This is a genomic window from Pseudomonas gingeri (assembly GCF_013386165.1).
GTDB classification, from domain to species: Bacteria; Pseudomonadota; Gammaproteobacteria; order Pseudomonadales; family Pseudomonadaceae; genus Aquipseudomonas; species Aquipseudomonas gingeri_C.
Genome location: NZ_JACAOS010000017.1, coordinates 280,224 through 297,529 on the forward strand (window position 1 = coordinate 280,224; position 17,306 = coordinate 297,529).

Annotated in this window: 14 protein-coding genes; 7 read left to right on the forward strand and 7 right to left on the reverse strand. The window is 57.9% G+C overall.

What is annotated here, in order from left to right:
* Positions 1 to 17: 17 nt before the first annotated feature.
* The 7 genes from rsmG to rpmH form a co-directional block, all read right to left on the reverse strand.
* Positions 18 to 662: a 16S rRNA (guanine(527)-N(7))-methyltransferase RsmG gene (gene rsmG, locus HX866_RS21490; protein ID WP_177125670.1), complete on the reverse strand. Its 645-nt coding sequence runs from the start codon at positions 660 to 662 to the stop codon at positions 18 to 20.
* Entirely contained in the window at positions 659 to 2,551 is a 1,893-nt protein-coding gene (mnmG, locus tag HX866_RS21495; protein ID WP_177093892.1) for a tRNA uridine-5-carboxymethylaminomethyl(34) synthesis enzyme MnmG, read from the reverse strand. The genes rsmG and mnmG overlap by 4 nt, the downstream gene beginning before the upstream one ends.
* 586 nt (positions 2,552 to 3,137) lie before the next feature.
* A complete protein-coding gene (gene mnmE / locus HX866_RS21500; protein WP_177140380.1) occupies positions 3,138 to 4,508 on the reverse strand; it encodes a tRNA uridine-5-carboxymethylaminomethyl(34) synthesis GTPase MnmE in 1,371 nt (456 codons plus the stop codon).
* An 81-nt stretch (positions 4,509 to 4,589) separates the two neighbouring features.
* Positions 4,590 to 6,272 (reverse strand): membrane protein insertase YidC, encoded by a 1,683-nt coding sequence (yidC, locus tag HX866_RS21505; protein ID WP_177093890.1) that lies wholly within the window; start codon positions 6,270 to 6,272, stop codon positions 4,590 to 4,592.
* Positions 6,273 to 6,274: 2 nt separating this feature from the next.
* On the reverse strand, positions 6,275 to 6,520 hold the full coding sequence (gene yidD, locus HX866_RS21510) for a membrane protein insertion efficiency factor YidD (protein WP_100939920.1): 246 nt from the start codon (positions 6,518 to 6,520) through the stop codon (positions 6,275 to 6,277).
* Positions 6,513 to 6,920: a ribonuclease P protein component gene (rnpA, locus tag HX866_RS21515; protein ID WP_177101515.1), complete on the reverse strand. Its 408-nt coding sequence runs from the start codon at positions 6,918 to 6,920 to the stop codon at positions 6,513 to 6,515. The genes yidD and rnpA overlap by 8 nt, the downstream gene beginning before the upstream one ends.
* Positions 6,921 to 6,933: 13 nt before the next feature.
* Positions 6,934 to 7,068: a 50S ribosomal protein L34 gene (rpmH, locus tag HX866_RS21520; protein WP_003213577.1), complete on the reverse strand. Its 135-nt coding sequence runs from the start codon at positions 7,066 to 7,068 to the stop codon at positions 6,934 to 6,936.
* A gap of 566 nt (positions 7,069 to 7,634) precedes the next feature.
* On the opposite strand from rpmH, the gene dnaA reads away from it, so the two are divergent.
* The 7 genes from dnaA to HX866_RS34875 all read left to right on the forward strand — a co-directional run bounded on the left by dnaA (position 7,635) and on the right by HX866_RS34875 (position 17,303).
* The gene (gene dnaA / locus HX866_RS21525; RefSeq protein WP_177093889.1) at positions 7,635 to 9,155 is read left to right on the forward strand and encodes a chromosomal replication initiator protein DnaA; all 1,521 of its coding nucleotides are present in this window, start codon (positions 7,635 to 7,637) and stop codon (positions 9,153 to 9,155) included.
* A gap of 38 nt (positions 9,156 to 9,193) precedes the next feature.
* Positions 9,194 to 10,297 carry a DNA polymerase III subunit beta gene (gene dnaN / locus HX866_RS21530; RefSeq protein ID WP_121135677.1) on the forward strand — a complete coding sequence of 368 codons (1,104 nt, stop codon included), beginning with the start codon at positions 9,194 to 9,196 and terminating at the stop codon, positions 10,295 to 10,297.
* A 35-nt stretch (positions 10,298 to 10,332) separates the two neighbouring features.
* Positions 10,333 to 11,436 carry a DNA replication/repair protein RecF gene (recF, locus tag HX866_RS21535; protein WP_177101279.1) on the forward strand — a complete coding sequence of 368 codons (1,104 nt, stop codon included), beginning with the start codon at positions 10,333 to 10,335 and terminating at the stop codon, positions 11,434 to 11,436.
* A gap of 4 nt (positions 11,437 to 11,440) precedes the next feature.
* Positions 11,441 to 13,858, forward strand: a complete 2,418-nt coding sequence (gyrB, locus tag HX866_RS21540) for a DNA topoisomerase (ATP-hydrolyzing) subunit B (protein ID WP_177093887.1) — start codon at positions 11,441 to 11,443, stop codon at positions 13,856 to 13,858.
* A 234-nt stretch (positions 13,859 to 14,092) separates the two neighbouring features.
* Entirely contained in the window at positions 14,093 to 15,214 is a 1,122-nt protein-coding gene (locus HX866_RS21545) for an XRE family transcriptional regulator (protein ID WP_177140381.1), read from the forward strand.
* Between the two features lie 14 nt (positions 15,215 to 15,228).
* The gene (locus HX866_RS21550) at positions 15,229 to 15,666 is read left to right on the forward strand and encodes a hypothetical protein (RefSeq protein ID WP_218179742.1); all 438 of its coding nucleotides are present in this window, start codon (positions 15,229 to 15,231) and stop codon (positions 15,664 to 15,666) included.
* A 962-nt stretch (positions 15,667 to 16,628) separates the two neighbouring features.
* Complete coding sequence (locus tag HX866_RS34875) at positions 16,629 to 17,303, forward strand: methyl-accepting chemotaxis protein (RefSeq protein WP_371318793.1); 675 nt, start codon at positions 16,629 to 16,631, stop codon at positions 17,301 to 17,303.
* The last annotated feature ends 3 nt before the right edge of the window (positions 17,304 to 17,306 follow it).

The following is a 17,306-nucleotide window of genomic DNA, read 5'->3' on the forward strand; positions in this document are numbered from 1 at the left end:
CTTGCTTGTGTTCCCAATCATGCCGTGCGGCGCAGTATCAGCAGATGGCGTTGGCCTTGGCAACCGGGTACGGCCAAGGCGTGTTCGCTATCGAGGTGGAAGTCTGCCGGCAATGCTACCAGCTCATCCGCGGGATGGACGCCCTTCATTGCCAGCCAGCGTGTGTCAGCGTCGCCGAGGTGGCGAGTCCAGCCGGTGAAGTTCTCCATGCTGCTGAAGGCCCGGGAAATAATCCCGTTGAACGGCTGCGGCGGCTGGAAGGCTTCGACCCGACTGTGGATAACTTGCAGGTTGTCCAGCTTGAGTTCGAGTTTGACCTGGGTCAGGAAGCGGGTTTTCTTGCCGTTGCTGTCCAGACAGGTCACTTGCGAATCGGGAAACAGGATCGCCAGGGGAATCCCCGGCATCCCACCGCCGCTGCCGACATCCAGCCAGCGGCCGTTTTCGACGAAGGACATCACGCTCAGGCTGTCGAGCAGATGGCGCGAGACCATTTCGTCAGGATCACGAACGGCGGTGAGGTTGTAGGCCTGGTTCCATTTGATCAACAGGGCCAGATAACCCAGCAGCAAGGCGTGCTGGGTTTCACTCAGGTTGACGCCGAGTTGGCGCGCACCTGTGGATAACTCTTCTGCGTGTTGCGAAGTAACCAACGAACTCAAGCGCTTTGCTCCAACTGACGGCCGGCGCCGCGTTTTTTCAGGTGAATCATCAACAGGGAAATCGCCGCCGGCGTCACACCCGGGATCCGCGAAGCCTGGCCGAGCGTCTCCGGACGCGTGGCGCCGAGCTTGCCCTGGATCTCCTTGGACAGGCCGGAGATGGTGGTGTACTCGATATCCACAGGCAGTTTGGTGTCTTCGCTGGCGCGCAGACGAGCAATCTCGTCCTGCTGACGGTCGATATACCCGGCGTATTTGGTCTTGATCTCGACCTGCTCGGCGACTTGCGGGTCTTCAGCGCCCTGCCCGGTCACGGCGACCAGACCAGCGTAGTCGATTTCCGGACGGCTCAGCAGATTCAGCAAGTTGTATTCGTGGGTCAGCGGTGTACCGAATTTTTCGGCAATGGCATCGCCCTGTTCGGTACCCGGGCGAACCCAGGTGCTTTTCAGCCGCTGTTCTTCCAGCTCGATGCTTTCGCGTTTGGTGCAGAACGCCGCCCAGCGGGCGTCATCCACCAGACCCAGTTCGCGACCTTTTTCGGTCAGACGCAGGTCGGCGTTGTCTTCGCGCAGGATCAGCCGGTATTCGGCGCGGGAGGTGAACATCCGATACGGTTCCTGGGTACCCAGGGTAATCAGGTCGTCGACCAACACACCGATGTACGCCTCGTCGCGACGCGGACACCAGCTGTCCTTGCCTTGGGCACGCAGTGCGGCGTTGGCTCCGGCCAACAAACCTTGGGCACCGGCTTCTTCGTAACCGGTGGTGCCGTTGATTTGTCCGGCAAAGAACAAACCGCCGATGACCTTGGTTTCCAGGCTGTACTTCAAGTCACGGGGATCGAAGTAGTCGTACTCGATGGCATAACCCGGCCGCACGATATGGGCGTTTTCCATGCCGCGGATCGACTGGACGATCTGCAACTGCACGTCGAACGGCAAGGATGTGGATATCCCGTTCGGGTACAGCTCGTGGGTGGTCAGGCCTTCGGGCTCGATAAAGACCTGGTGGCTTTCCTTGTCGGCAAAGCGATGAATCTTGTCTTCGATCGACGGGCAATAGCGCGGGCCGATGCCTTCGATCACCCCGGAATACATCGGCGAACGATCGAGGTTCGCAGCAATGATTTCGTGGGTGCGGGCGTTGGTGTGGGTAATCCAGCAACTGACCTGCCGTGGATGCTGCTCTTTCGAGCCCATGAACGACATCACCGGAATCGGCGTATCGCCCGGTTGTTCGGACATCACCGAGAAATCCACAGAGCGACCGTCGATACGTGGCGGTGTGCCCGTTTTCAGCCGGCCAACCCTTAGCGGCAGCTCCCGCAGACGTTTAGCCAGGGCAATCGACGGTGGATCGCCGGCACGGCCGCCGGAATAGTTCTGCATCCCGATGTGGATAAGTCCACCGAGGAAGGTGCCGGTGGTCAACACCACGGATTCGGCGAAGAAGCGCAGACCCATTTGGGTCACCACACCGCGAACCTGGTCCTGCTCGACGATCAGGTCGTCGGCGGCCTGCTGAAATATCCACAGGTTCGGCTGGTTCTCCAGGATCTCGCGCACCGCGGCCTTGTACAGAATGCGGTCGGCCTGGGCGCGGGTAGCGCGCACGGCTGGGCCTTTGCGACTGTTCAAGACGCGAAACTGAATGCCGCCCTTATCGGTGGCGATGGCCATCGCGCCGCCGAGGGCATCGATTTCCTTCACCAGATGGCTTTTGCCGATCCCGCCGATCGCGGGGTTGCAACTCATGGCACCGAGGGTTTCCACGTTATGCGTCAGCAGCAGGGTTTTTGCCCCCATGCGTGCGGACGCCAGTGCTGCCTCGGTACCGGCATGACCGCCGCCGATGACGATCACTTCAAAACGGGAAGGGAAATCCACCACGCACCTCGTGCCTGCTTCAAGTAGGTAATTAGGAATGGGTTTGGCTCAGGTTTTTGAACCAGGTCGACAAGTATAGGGGCTTCCCCCTTCCTAAAGAACCCTTTGCACAAAATTTAACCAGCTGTGGAGAAGTGCGGACAATAGAAATTAAAAAGAAAGAAATTTATTAAATCTTTGTTTTTATGTTTATTCTTAGTGAGCACCCTTTCTGTGGATAAGGTTCTACAGGCCTTATTTATCAATGTGTACAGAGGTTCAAAAGTCTGTGGTCATGTGGCCACGAGGGGTTGGGATAACCGGTCTAAGCCTGTGGATTAAACGGATGGTTATCCACAAGCGGGTTCATCCTCCGTTTTCAAGCCCACTTATCAACTGACCTGAGGCACGGTTATTCACAGGGCTTAATCCACAGAAAAATGCCTGGTGGGGCAAATTCCAGGCAGCCGAAAGCCGCCGGAACGATTCGAAATCATTCGGCGACCAGACAAACCAATAGGATTTATGCCCGCTATGTAGGAGCGAGCTTGCTCGCGATAGCGCCGCCAGGCGCTACCCGAACCAGAGAAAGGGCTGAAGCCGGGCGCTATTTACCGATACAGAAGCTGGAAAAGATCCGCCCCAGCAGGTCATCGGAGCTGAATGCCCCGGTAATTTCACCCAGGAACTGCTGGGCGTGCCGTAGATCCTCAGCCAACAGCTCGCCGGCGCCCGCCAGGGTCAGCTGTGCATGACCGTGCTCCAAGGCCGCGCTGGCATGACGCAGGGCTTCCAGATGGCGTCGGCGAGCGCTGAAGCTGCTCTCGGAGGTCTGCTCATAGCCCATGCAGGCCTTGAGATGCTCGCGTAACAGCTCCAGCCCTTCACCACCGACCTTGGCACTCAGGCTGATGGTGACATGGCCATCCTCGCTGACTTCCATCGCCATGGCTTCGCCGCTCAGATCGGCCTTGTTACGGATCAAGGTGACCTTGGCCGGATCTGGCCGCTGCTCGAGGAATTCCGGCCACAAGGCAAAAGGATCCACAGCCTCCGGTGCGGTGGCATCCACCACCAGCAACACCCGATCGGCTTCGCCAATGGCCTTGAGTGCCCGTTCCACACCGATCTTTTCCACCTGGTCGTCGGTATCACGCAAACCTGCGGTATCCACCACATGCAGGGGCATGCCATCGATGTGGATATGTTCACGCAGGACATCACGGGTGGTGCCGGCGATCTCGGTGACAATGGCCGCCTCGCGACCCGCCAAGGCGTTGAGCAGGCTCGACTTGCCGGCATTCGGCCGGCCGGCAATCACCACTGTCATGCCGTCACGCAACAAGGCACCCTGCCCGGCTTCGCGCATCACTGTGGATAACTCATTGCGTACGGTATTGAGCAAGGACAGCACATGACCGTCGGCGAGGAAGTCGATTTCTTCCTCGGGAAAGTCGATGGCCGCTTCCACATAGATCCGCAGACCGATGAGTTGTTCAGTGAGGTTATGCACACGCATGGAAAATGCGCCCTGCAACGAACGCAGCGCATTGCGCGCCGCCTGTGCGGAACTGGCTTCGATCAGATCGGCAATCGCCTCGGCCTGGGCCAGGTCGAGTTTGTCATTGAGAAACGCCCGTTCGCTGAATTCCCCCGGCCGCGCCAGTCGGCAACCCAGTTGCAGACAACGCTGCAGCAACATATCGAGGACCACCGGACCACCGTGGCCCTGCAGTTCAAGCACATCTTCCCCGGTAAAGGAGTTCGGCCCCGGGAAATACAGCGCGATACCCTCATCGAGCACGTCAGCATTTCCATCGAGAAACGGGCCGTAATGGGCATACCGCGGTTTCAACTCGCGCCCGGCGATGGCCAGCGCCGCGGCGTGTGCCAGAGGCCCGGAAAGTCGGACGATACCGACCCCACCACGGCCCTGGGCGGTGGCAACGGCGGCGATGGTTTCCCGAGGAGCATTCATGAATCGGGTCTCGACACTAAAAATGACAGATAGCAAAACGCCCCACTAGGGGGCGTCTTGAGTGGTTATCCACAGAGTAGGTTACGCAGTGGCTTTCTTGGTAGCCGCTTCGATCTTACGTGTGATGTACCACTGTTGGGTGATGGACAGGCAGTTGTTCACAACCCAGTACAGCACCAGACCTGCAGGGAACCACAGGAAGAAGAAGGTGAAGATGATTGGCATCAGCTTCATCACCTTGGCCTGCATCGGATCCGGCGGAGTCGGGTTCAGACGCTGCTGGATGAACATGGTTGCGCCCATGATGATCGGCAGGATGAAGAACGGATCCTTGATCGACAGGTCGGTAATCCACAGGATGAATGGTGCCTGGCGCATTTCAACGCTTTCCAGCAACACCCAGTACAGGGAAAGGAAAACCGGCATCTGCACCAGGATCGGCAAGCAGCCGCCCAGTGGATTGATCTTCTCTTTCTTGTACAACTCCATCATGGCTTGCGACATTTTCTGCCGGTCGTCGCCATGTTGCTCTTTCAGTGCCGCCAGTTTCGGTGCCACGGCACGCATGCGCGCCATCGATTTGTAGCTGGCCGCCGACAATGGGAAGAACAGACCCTTGATCAGCATGGTCAGAACGATGATCGAGAAGCCCCAGTTACCCAGCAGGCTGTGGATATGTTGCAGCAGCCAGAAGATCGGTTGGGCGATAAACCACAGGATGCCGTAGTCGACCGTCAGTTCCAGGCCTGGGGACAACTGTTTCAGCACAGCCTGGCTTTTCGGACCGGCGTACAGAACGGCGCTGGTTTCGGTTTTCTGGCCTGGTGCCAGAGTCAGCGAAGGACCGGTATAGCCGATGATGTAGTTGCCTTGGCTATCCTTGCGGGTGGTCACGACATTGCTGTCGCCCTTGGCCGGAACCCAAGCGGTCACAAAGTAGTGTTGCAGCCAGGCAACCCAACCACCTTGGACGGTTTCCTTCAGCTGGCCCTTGTCGATATCTTTCATCGACACTTTTTTGTACGGCTCGGAACTTGTCCACAGGGCGGCGCCCAGGTAAGTCGCGGTGCCGGTGGCGGTGCTGGAGGATGGATCGGTGCTGTTATCGCGTTTCAGCTGGGCGAACATCGCACCCGACCAAGGCTGGGCGCTTTCGTTGTCGATCAGATAAGACACGGTCATGTCATACAGGCCGCGTTTCAGAGTGAAACGCTTGATGTAATTGACACCGTTCTCGCTGAATTTCAGGTCGACGACCACTTGGTCCTGACCATCAGCCAGCTGATAACTTTTCTGTGCCGAAGCATACAGCGGGCGACCGGCCGAACTGGCGTCTGGACCGTTGGTACCGATCAGGCCACTCTGGGCCAGGTAGGTACGCTCGCCACCGTTGTCGAACAACTGGAAAGGAATTTCCGGATGATCCTGACGACGTGGATAAAGTGGCAGCTTCAGCTGAACAACATCCCCACCTTTCGGATCGATAGCCAGGTCGAGCACATCCGTTTTGATATGGATGAGGTCGTTGCTGACAGCCACCGGTGCTTCAACAGGTGCACTGGTGTCATTGGCTGCACGTGGAATGTCATCACTGGCGCTTGCTTTGTTACCAGATACCGAATCCGGCAAGCCGGGAACAGTGGTGCTGGAAGCGACATTCTGGGTCGGCAAGGCAGCTTGACCGTAGTCCTGGTTCCATTTCAGGACCCCGACATAGGTCACGATTGCCAGGGCGACGATCAGGATCGTGCGTTTGATATCCATGATTACTCGGCCATCGAAGAAGAACGGGAGGTAGGGATTGGTGGAACCGGGTCATAACCACCGGCATTCCACGGATGACAGCGACCTAAGCGACGAACGGTCAGCCAGCCACCGCGCAGGAGTCCATGAGTTTCGATGGCTTCATACGCGTAGCAAGAACAACTGGGGTAGAAACGACAGTGATTGGCCATCAAGGGACTGATGGCATAGCGATAAAACTGGATCGGAACGAGGGCCAGTTTACGCATCTGGGCTGTCTACCCCCACATTTTCGGTTTTGCCTGCAGGTACCGCTGGCGCCGTACGGGCCAGGCGTTTCCAGAGTTTGCCGAAATGCTGGATCAATTCAGGGTTTTCGATATCGCCCAGACCTTTGCGCGCGACGATAACGATGTCCCAGCCGACCAGTGAATCCTGGTGCAGACGGAACGAATCGCGCATCAGACGTTTGAGGCGATTGCGCTGAACGGAGAGCTTGACGCTCTTTTTACCGATAACCAGCCCCAGGCGGGGATGATCAAGGTCGTTGTTGCGCGCAAGGAGCAGGAGATTTTTCCCCGGAACCTTGCCGGTGGGGGAGTCAAAGACTGCCTTGAAATGCCGAGGAGTAAGCAGACGCTTTTCCCGACTGAAGTCCTGACTCACCACCCGCGCCGGATTATCAAACTGCCAGACGAGCACGGCCTTTGGCGCGGCGACGCGACAGGACGGCACGACCGTTCTTGGTTGCCATGCGAGCACGGAAGCCGTGGGTGCGGGCGCGTTTGATAGTGCTGGGTTGGAAAGTACGTTTCATGGCGTTGCTACCTGGTTCGTCACAACGGGCCGGAATGGCCCCCGTTTTAAGAGACCGGGGATTCTAGAGAAAGCAAGCCCGCAGGTCAATTTCCAACCAGCTTTTACTTCATATAGATATTCGCCCCGTTCTGCCCCGCACCCACCGTGACCTAGATATAAGAATAAAGAAGGGAAATATTTAAAGCTTTTCTGTAAAGCTTATAGAAGCTAGGGAGGCAGTTATCTGTGGATAAGTGCCCTGAGGCCAGAAAACACGTACTGTACAGAGAATGACAACTGAGTGGGTAAACGGTGCCCCGCCTGTGCTGCGCTGTCGGATAAGCTGTGGGTGGAATGCCTTGTTATCCACAGGCCAGTTACCCACAGACTTTCGCCCCCACTTGTGCAACGGCCTCAAGGGCGGTTATCCACAGAGCTTATGCACATACCATTGGTCGCTTTGTCCACCGATAAGCGGTTGATTCTTCAGGTTGTCCCTGCAACCTACATGTGGATAAGTGCTCGGCCTGCCGGTACAATGGCCGCTTGTTTTTGCCTCACCGGCTTTCAACTTAGGGGATATCCGTGTCAGTGGAACTTTGGCAGCAGTGCGTGGAGCTTCTGCGTGATGAGCTGCCTGCCCAGCAATTCAACACCTGGATCCGTCCACTACAGGTCGAAGCCGAAGGCGACGAGTTGCGTGTCTATGCACCGAACCGTTTTGTGCTCGATTGGGTCAATGAAAAGTACCTGGGACGTTTGCTCGAACTGTTGAACGAGCATGGCAACGGCCTGGCGCCTGCGCTTTCCTTATTAATAGGCAGCAAACGCAGTTCCGCCCCCCGTGCCGCGCCAAATGCCCCGTTGGCCGCCGCCGCTTCCCAGGCCATGGCCGCCAGTGCTCCGGCACCGGTCGCGGTCGCCCCGGCAGCACAGGCTCAGCCGGCACCGACCCCGAAGACGGCGGTCGAAGTCAGCCAGGAACCTTCCCGTGACAGTTTCGACCCGATGGCCGGCGCCAGTTCGCAACAGGCCCCGGTACGCGCCGAACAGCGCACCGTCCAGGTGGAAGGTGCGCTCAAGCACACCAGCTACCTGAACCGCACCTTCACCTTCGAGAATTTCGTCGAAGGCAAGTCCAACCAATTGGCCCGGGCTGCGGCCTGGCAGGTGGCGGACAACCCCAAGCACGGCTACAACCCGTTGTTCCTGTACGGCGGTGTCGGCCTGGGTAAGACCCACTTGATGCACGCTGTGGGTAACCACCTATTAAAGAAGAACCCGAATGCCAAGGTGGTCTACCTGCATTCGGAGCGTTTCGTCGCGGACATGGTCAAGGCCTTGCAGCTGAACGCCATCAACGAGTTCAAGCGCTTCTACCGTTCGGTGGACGCCCTGCTGATCGACGACATTCAATTCTTCGCCCGCAAGGAACGGTCCCAGGAAGAGTTTTTCCACACCTTCAACGCCTTGCTTGAAGGCGGTCAGCAAGTGATCCTGACCAGCGACCGTTATCCGAAAGAGATCGAAGGCCTGGAAGAGCGCCTGAAGTCGCGCTTCGGCTGGGGCCTGACCGTGGCGGTCGAACCGCCCGAGCTGGAAACCCGCGTCGCGATCCTGATGAAGAAGGCCGACCAGGCGAAAGTCGAACTGCCCCATGATGCGGCGTTCTTCATTGCCCAACGTATTCGTTCCAACGTCCGTGAACTCGAAGGCGCGCTGAAGCGGGTGATTGCTCACTCGCACTTCATGGGTCGCGATATCACCATCGAGCTGATCCGCGAGTCGCTGAAAGACCTGCTGGCGTTGCAAGACAAGCTGGTGTCTGTGGATAACATTCAGCGGACGGTGGCCGAATACTACAAGATCAAGATTTCCGACCTGCTGTCCAAGCGCCGTTCGCGCTCGGTGGCACGTCCACGCCAGGTCGCCATGGCCTTGTCCAAGGAACTGACCAACCACAGCTTGCCTGAAATTGGTGATGTCTTTGGCGGGCGCGACCATACTACGGTCTTGCATGCATGCCGCAAGATCAACGAACTTAAGGAATCCGACGCGGACATCCGCGAGGACTACAAGAACCTGCTGCGTACACTGACCACTTGATGACACCAGCGCAGCTTATTAAGGCAAGGGACTAGACCATGCATTTCACTATTCAACGCGAAGCCCTGTTGAAACCCCTGCAACTGGTCGCAGGCGTCGTTGAACGCCGCCAGACCTTGCCGGTGCTCTCCAATGTGTTGCTGGTCGTCGAAGGCCAGCAATTGTCGCTGACCGGTACCGACCTGGAAGTCGAGCTGGTCGGTCGCGTCCAACTCGAAGAGCCAGCGGAACCGGGTGAAATCACCGTACCTGCGCGCAAGCTGATGGACATCTGCAAGAGCCTGCCCAACGACGCCCTGATCGATATCAAGGTCGACGAGCAGAAGCTGGTGGTGAAGGCCGGTCGTAGCCGCTTCACCCTGTCCACCTTGCCGGCGAACGATTTCCCGACAGTCGAAGAAGGCCCGGGTTCGCTGACCTGCCAACTCGCCCAGAGCAAGTTGCGTCGCTTGATCGAGCGCACCAGCTTCGCCATGGCCCAGCAGGACGTGCGTTACTACCTCAACGGCATGCTGCTGGAAGTGTCGGCCGGTATTATTCGCGCCGTGGCCACCGACGGTCACCGCCTGGCCATGTGCTCGATGCAGGCCGATATCGGTCAGCCGGATCGCCACCAGGTCATCGTGCCGCGTAAAGGCATCCTGGAATTGGCCCGCCTGCTGACCGAGCCGGATGGCAACGTCAGCATCGTCCTCGGCCAGCACCACATTCGTGCCACCACCGGCGAGTTCACCTTCACCTCCAAGTTGGTAGACGGCAAGTTCCCGGACTACGAGCGTGTTCTGCCGAAAGGCGGCGACAAGCTGGTGCTGGGTGATCGTCAGGCACTGCGTGAAGCGTTCAGCCGTACCGCGATTCTGTCCAACGAGAAGTACCGTGGTATCCGTCTGCAACTGGCCAATGGTCAGCTGAAGATTCAGGCCAACAACCCTGAGCAGGAAGAAGCGGAAGAAGAAATCAGCGTCGACTACAACGGCGGTTCGCTGGAAATCGGCTTCAACGTCAGCTACCTGCTGGACGTGCTGGGCGTGATGACCACCGAGCAGGTGCGTCTGATCCTGTCCGACTCCAACAGCAGCGCGTTGGTGCAGGAGTCCGACAACGACGACTCCGCCTACGTCGTCATGCCGATGCGCCTGTAACGGTGTCGCGCCTGCCCATGTCCAGCCAACGCTAGATGTCCCTCAGTCGTGTTTCGGTCACCGCGGTGCGTAATCTGCAGCCGGTGACCTTCTCCCCCTCCCCGCGTATCAATATCCTTTACGGCGCCAACGGCAGCGGAAAAACCAGCGTGCTCGAAGCGCTGCATCTGCTCGGGCTCGCACGTTCGTTTCGCAGCACCCGCCTGCTCCCGGTCATCCAGTACGAACAACTCGCCTGCACCGTCTTCGGCCAGGTGGAGTTGGCCGAGGGTGGGCACAGCGCGTTGGGGATATCGCGGGATCGCCAGGGCGAATTTCAGATCCGCATCGATGGCCAGAACGCCAAGAGCGCGGCGCAACTGGCGGAAATCCTGCCGCTGCAACTGATCAACCCGGACAGCTTCCGTCTGCTCGAAGGCGCTCCGAAGATCCGCCGCCAGTTCCTCGACTGGGGAGTGTTCCACGTGGAACCTCGTTTCATGTCGACCTGGCAGCGCTTGCAGAAGGCCCTGCGGCAGCGGAACTCATGGCTGCGGCATGGTACACTTGACGCCGCTTCGCAAGCGGCCTGGGACCGGGAACTGTGCCTGGCCAGCGCCGAAATCGATGAATACCGCCGCGCTTACATCAAAGTCTTGAAACCAGTCTTTGAGCAGACCTTGAGCGAGCTAGTCGAACTCGAGGGCCTGACGCTGAGCTATTACCGTGGTTGGGACAAAGAGAAGGAATTGAGCACCGTGCTCGCCTCCTCCCTGCACCGGGATCAGCAAATGGGTCACACCCAAGCCGGACCACAGCGAGCTGATTTGCGTCTTAGATTGGGCGCACACAATGCCGCGGACATCTTGTCCCGGGGTCAGCAGAAGTTGGTGGTCTGTGCCTTGCGCATTGCTCAGGGGCACCTGGTCAGTCAGGCCCGGCGCGGTCAGTGTATTTATCTGGTGGATGACCTGCCGTCCGAGTTGGACGAGCAACACCGTCGTGCACTCTGTCGCTTGCTGGAAGACTTACGCTGCCAGGTGTTTATCACCTGTGTAGACCACGAATTATTGAGGGAAGGCTGGCAGACGGAAACGCCAGTCGCTTTGTTCCACGTGGAACAAGGCTGTATCACCCAGACCCACGACCATCGGGAGTGAAGGCATGAGCGAAGAAAATACGTACGACTCGACCAGCATCAAGGTGCTGAAAGGTTTGGATGCCGTACGCAAACGTCCCGGTATGTACATTGGCGACACCGATGATGGTAGCGGTCTGCACCACATGGTGTTCGAGGTGGTCGACAACTCCATCGACGAAGCCCTCGCCGGCCATTGCGACGAAATCAGCATCATCATCCACCCGGATGAGTCCATCACCGTGCGCGACAACGGTCGCGGTATTCCGGTAGACGTGCACAAGGAAGAAGGCGTTTCCGCGGCTGAGGTCATCATGACCGTGCTGCACGCCGGCGGTAAGTTCGACGACAACTCCTATAAAGTCTCCGGCGGTTTGCACGGTGTGGGTGTGTCGGTCGTGAACGCCCTGTCCGAATTGCTGGTGCTGACTGTGCGTCGCAGCGGCAAGATCTGGGAACAGACCTACGTCCACGGTGTTCCACAGGAGCCGATGCGCACTGTCGGCGACAGCGAAACCACCGGTACCGAGATCCACTTCAAGGCCTCCGCCGAAACCTTCAAGAACATCCACTTCAGCTGGGACATCCTGGCCAAGCGGATTCGTGAACTGTCCTTCCTAAACTCCGGTGTCGGCATCGTCCTCAAGGACGAGCGCAGCGGCAAGGAAGAGCTGTTCAAGTACGAAGGCGGCCTGCGTGCGTTCGTTGAATACCTGAACACCAACAAGACTCCGGTCAACCAGGTGTTCCACTTCAACATCCAACGTGAAGACGGCATCGGCGTGGAAATCGCCCTGCAGTGGAACGACAGCTTCAACGAGAACCTGTTGTGCTTCACCAACAACATTCCGCAGCGCGACGGCGGTACTCACCTGGTGGGTTTCCGTTCCGCACTGACGCGTAACCTGAACACCTACATCGAAGCGGAAGGTCTGGCGAAGAAGCATAAAGTCGCCACCACCGGTGACGATGCCCGTGAAGGCCTGACTGCGATCATTTCGGTCAAGGTGCCGGATCCGAAGTTCAGCTCCCAGACCAAGGACAAGCTGGTTTCTTCCGAAGTGAAGACTGCTGTCGAACAGGAAATGGGCAAGTACTTCTCGGACTTCCTGCTGGAAAACCCGAACGAAGCCAAGCTGGTGGTCGGCAAGATGATCGACGCCGCCCGTGCCCGTGAAGCGGCGCGTAAAGCCCGTGAGATGACCCGTCGTAAAGGTGCGCTGGATATCGCCGGCCTGCCGGGCAAACTGGCTGACTGCCAGGAAAAAGACCCTGCCCTTTCCGAACTGTACCTGGTGGAAGGTGACTCTGCTGGCGGTTCCGCCAAGCAGGGTCGTAACCGTCGCACCCAGGCGATCCTGCCGTTGAAGGGCAAGATCCTCAACGTGGAAAAAGCCCGTTTCGACAAGATGATCTCGTCCCAGGAAGTGGGCACGCTGATCACTGCGTTGGGCTGTGGTATCGGCCGCGACGAGTACAACATCGAGAAGCTGCGTTACCACAACATCATCATCATGACCGATGCTGACGTCGACGGTTCGCACATCCGTACCCTGCTGCTGACCTTCTTCTTCCGTCAGTTGCCGGAGCTGATCGAGCGCGGCTACATCTACATTGCCCAGCCGCCGTTGTACAAGGTGAAGAAAGGCAAGCAAGAGCAATACATCAAAGACGACGACGCCATGGAAGAGTACATGACGCAGTCGGCCCTGGAAGATGCGAGCCTGCACCTGAACGAAGACGCACCGGGTATTTCCGGCGAAGCGCTGGAACGTCTGGTGAATGACTTCCGCATGGTGATGAAGACCCTCAAGCGTTTGTCGCGCCTGTACCCACAGGAACTGACCGAGCACTTCATCTACCTGCCGGCCGTGAGCCTGGAGCAGTTGGGCGATCACGCGGCGATGCAGGAGTGGCTGGCCAAGTATGAAGTCCGCCTGCGTCTGAACGAGAAGTCCGGCCTGGTCTACAAAGCCAGCCTGCGTGAAGACCGTGAACGTAACGTCTGGCTGCCGGAGGTCGAACTGATCTCCCACGGCCTGTCCAACTACGTCACCTTCAACCGCGACTTTTTCGGCAGCAACGACTACAAGACCGTTGTGACCCTGGGCGCGCAGTTGAGCACCTTGCTCGACGAAGGCGCCTACATCCAGCGTGGCGAACGCAAGAAAGCCGTGACCGAGTTCAAGGAAGCCCTGGACTGGTTGATGGCCGAAAGCACCAAGCGCCACACCATCCAGCGATACAAAGGGCTGGGTGAGATGAACCCGGACCAGCTGTGGGAAACCACCATGGACCCGACTGTTCGCCGGATGCTGAAAGTGACGATCGAAGACGCCGTCGGTGCGGATCAGATCTTCAACACACTGATGGGCGATGCGGTAGAGCCACGTCGTGACTTTATCGAGAGCAATGCGTTGGCGGTGTCGAACCTGGATTTCTGATGGGTTTTAGGCTCACAGAAAAGCTGCGCGTTTTCACAAATAGATGACTGGCCGGGTCTGGATGGCAAGGCTGGTCGGTCATCCAGGCCCGTTCACGCGGGCTTTTTTTTGCGTTGATTTTCTTCTAAGTTGACGGATTCTGATTTTTGCCGGCCTTGTTTGATACCTCTCGGAATTACGCTGAAACTTTACTAAACTTGATTTCACTCCCCTCAGCGCCTACATTGCCCCACTATGCAAAACACCCTGAATACCGAATCGCTCCGTTCGGCCTTGGCTCAACGTGGCTGGACGCAAAAAGACCTTGCTGATCACTTGGGGGTGTCGGCTCAGTCCGTCACCAACTGGCTCAAAAGCAAGGACTTCCCGCGTCCCGACAAACTGCTCAAGCTGGCGACAACACTTCAGCTCTCCTTCTCGCAGTTGGTGCAGCCTCCCAAGGATCAGCCAGTCGTCGCCTTTCGAAAAAAGGCCGGTACCAAAACGACTGACGAGCACATCCTCAAGGCACTAGGAATTGGCAGCCTGCTCATGCCGTTGGTTGATTTTCTACCGACGCTGTCGACCTTGCGCAGCAAGATTTCGTCGCCTTCGACGCACTATGCTCGCTTGCAAAGCGATGCCTCCCAGGTACGCAGCAAACTGGGGTTGGGCGAACGGGCTGTTCTGGGTTACGAGGCGCTGATTGCCGAGTTCAAGTCCTGTGGGGCGGTGCTGGTACCGGTTCTCTGGGGGCATAAGCAGCAGCACAAGAATGCCCTGCATATCCTGTTACCAGCGGCTGACGTTACCTTTGTGTTCGTGAACCTGGATACCAAGCTGGAAGATTTCAAATTCTGGATGGCGCACGAACTGGCTCATGTATACACCCCCGAGTTGGCTGGCAAAGATGAAGGAGAGGACTTTGCCGATGCCTTTGCAGGTACGTTGCTGTTTCCCGAGGCTTGCGCTCAACTCGCCTACCGAGAAGCCATCGACGCTCCTGGCCCGGCAGGTGAAGTCACCGTATTGCAGAAGTATGCGAAGCAACATGAAATTTCGCTGAATACTGTTTTCCAGCAGGCCAAGGGATTTGCCTTGGAGAATGATCTGCCTGCGCTGCGCGTGGCGGAAAAAACGATCCATGCCGTGCGTAACAATGCTGAGCCGCAATGGGTCAGCACTATCCTGTTTGACCCGATGCCACCCAAGCCGGCTCACTACATTGCCGCTGCTTCCAATACCTTCCAGTCCGTATTTTTTAGCGCTCTGAAACGCATGATCCGTGAACATGGGACAGGGCCATCCTACGTCCAGCAGATCATGGATCTCTCACTGAGTGATGCAACGGCTGTTCATGGAGAGCTTGCACGGTGACGGGGTGTACGCTGGTGTTGCTGGATACCAATGCGTATCTGCGGCTCGCCAAGCGTATACGCCCGATGCTGGGTATCGAGTTCGGGCAGAAGAAATACGTTCTGACGATATTGAAAGATGTTGAGGATGAAGTGCATCGCAGCGGTGCGCTTCGTTTCAGATTTCCCTGGTTTGACGCGGAGGATCTGGCGAATGAGCGACTGGCCAAGCGGGTGCGCTTGAGTGCCGAGGAGCGAGTACAGATGGATATTGCTCAAAGCGTTCTGCGCGGATGGGTTTTGGCTGATCCCACTGTTTACACCAGCGGTGGCCGCTCCCCTCCTTCACCGACTGATTGTCGGGTACTTGCTTTCGGTCAGATCAGAGAGGCCATTGTGGTCACGGATGATCGGGGATGCACAAGCTGGCTAAAGACTTCAGTATCCCGATCTGGCATGGGTATGAACTGCTAAAGAAGATGCTTACGGCGAAGCTGATTACCAACGAACAGGTCAGAAGCATCTTCGAAGCACTTGAGCTCAATGGCGATTTGACCGAGTCATGGCGCCATGCGAAGCACACCCTCTATGTAAAACTCTTCGGCAAGGGCGAGTGAATACCCTCCGTCGATAATCCCCGCTTTTCGTATACGTGGCTGACTCTATAGTCACTTCCCCCCACGATTTAAAAGCAAATTCCCCCTTTTGCATTCCGCAACCCCGTCTACACTCATCTACCTATGCCCTTAGATGGCATTGTGCCGCATCCGAAAATCGAACGGTTTTGCGACTATCCGACGATTGACCCTGCACCACACTCAAGTGGGCCATGGTCTCGGCGGATAGCCTTGTTATGCAGTGGAGCTCTGTTCAACTGATTCAGGGAGGAACCTATGTCGTCATCCGGCAACCTGCAGGTACCGCAGCCTACTCCTCAGGCGAGCGCTTTTTTCTGGATGCCCCTTATCCCCGCCGCCTTTGGCGCATGCGTGTTGCTCCTGGGCGATTGGAGCCCCGCCCGCCTGGCCTGGTCGCTGGGTCTGCTGGTGGTGGGTGGTCTCGTCGGACTGCTGAACCAGCGTCATTACCGACAACTGTCAGCCCGAATCCTGAGCGCTGCCCAAGCCGCTCAGATCACCACCGACATCGGCCCCACGGGCGGTCTTGAGGCGGTCTGCCTCGAAGCCATTCCCATCTGGTCCCGGCAAATCGAAAGCTCCCGCACCGAGACCGAAACCGCGATCATCGAACTGACCAGCCGTTTCAGTTCCATCGCCGAACATTTGCAGCAGACTGTGGATAACTCCCAGGCGACGGCGGGCGATCTGGCCGACCACAACCATCAGGGTGGTGCGCTGGAGGTCTTGGCTCGGAGCGATGCCGAATTGCTGCACGTGATCGAGTCGCTCAAGACCATTCAAAAAAGCCGCGACGAGATGCTGGTTCAGGTCCGCAACCTCACCGGCTATACCGGCGAACTGCGGGCTATGGCCGGTGAAGTGGCGGCCATCGCCCAGCAGACCAACCTGCTGGCGCTCAACGCTGCGATTGAAGCCGCCCGAGCCGGGGAAGCCGGGCGTGGTTTTGCCGTGGTCGCCGATGCGGTGCGGACCCTCTCCAGCCAATCCAGTGAAACCGGGCAGAAAATGTCCGCCAAGGTCGACATCATCAACAGTGCCATTACCCAGCTGGTCGAGGCCGCTGCCAGCAGTACCGATCACGACAAGGATTCGGTGGCCGACTCCGAGGCCAGCATCCAGGGCGTACTTGAACGCTTCAAGAGCATCACCGGCCAGCTCTCCGAATCCGCGGCCCTGCTGCAACGTGAAGGCCTGGGGATTCGCGACGAGGTCACCGAGGTGCTGGTCAACCTGCAATTCCAGGATCGGGTCAGCCAGATCCTCGCGCAGGTGCGCAACAACATGGAAGCCCTGCTCCGTCACTTGCGTGAAGCGCAACAGACACCGGGAGCCGCCGTGGCCGTCGACGCGCCTGCCTGGTTGGCGGAAATGGAGCTGACCTACGCCACCGATGAACAGCGGCGCAATCACCGCACGGGCAAGGTCAACGTCAATCAACCCACTAACACCCAGGAAATCACCTTCTTTTAGGAG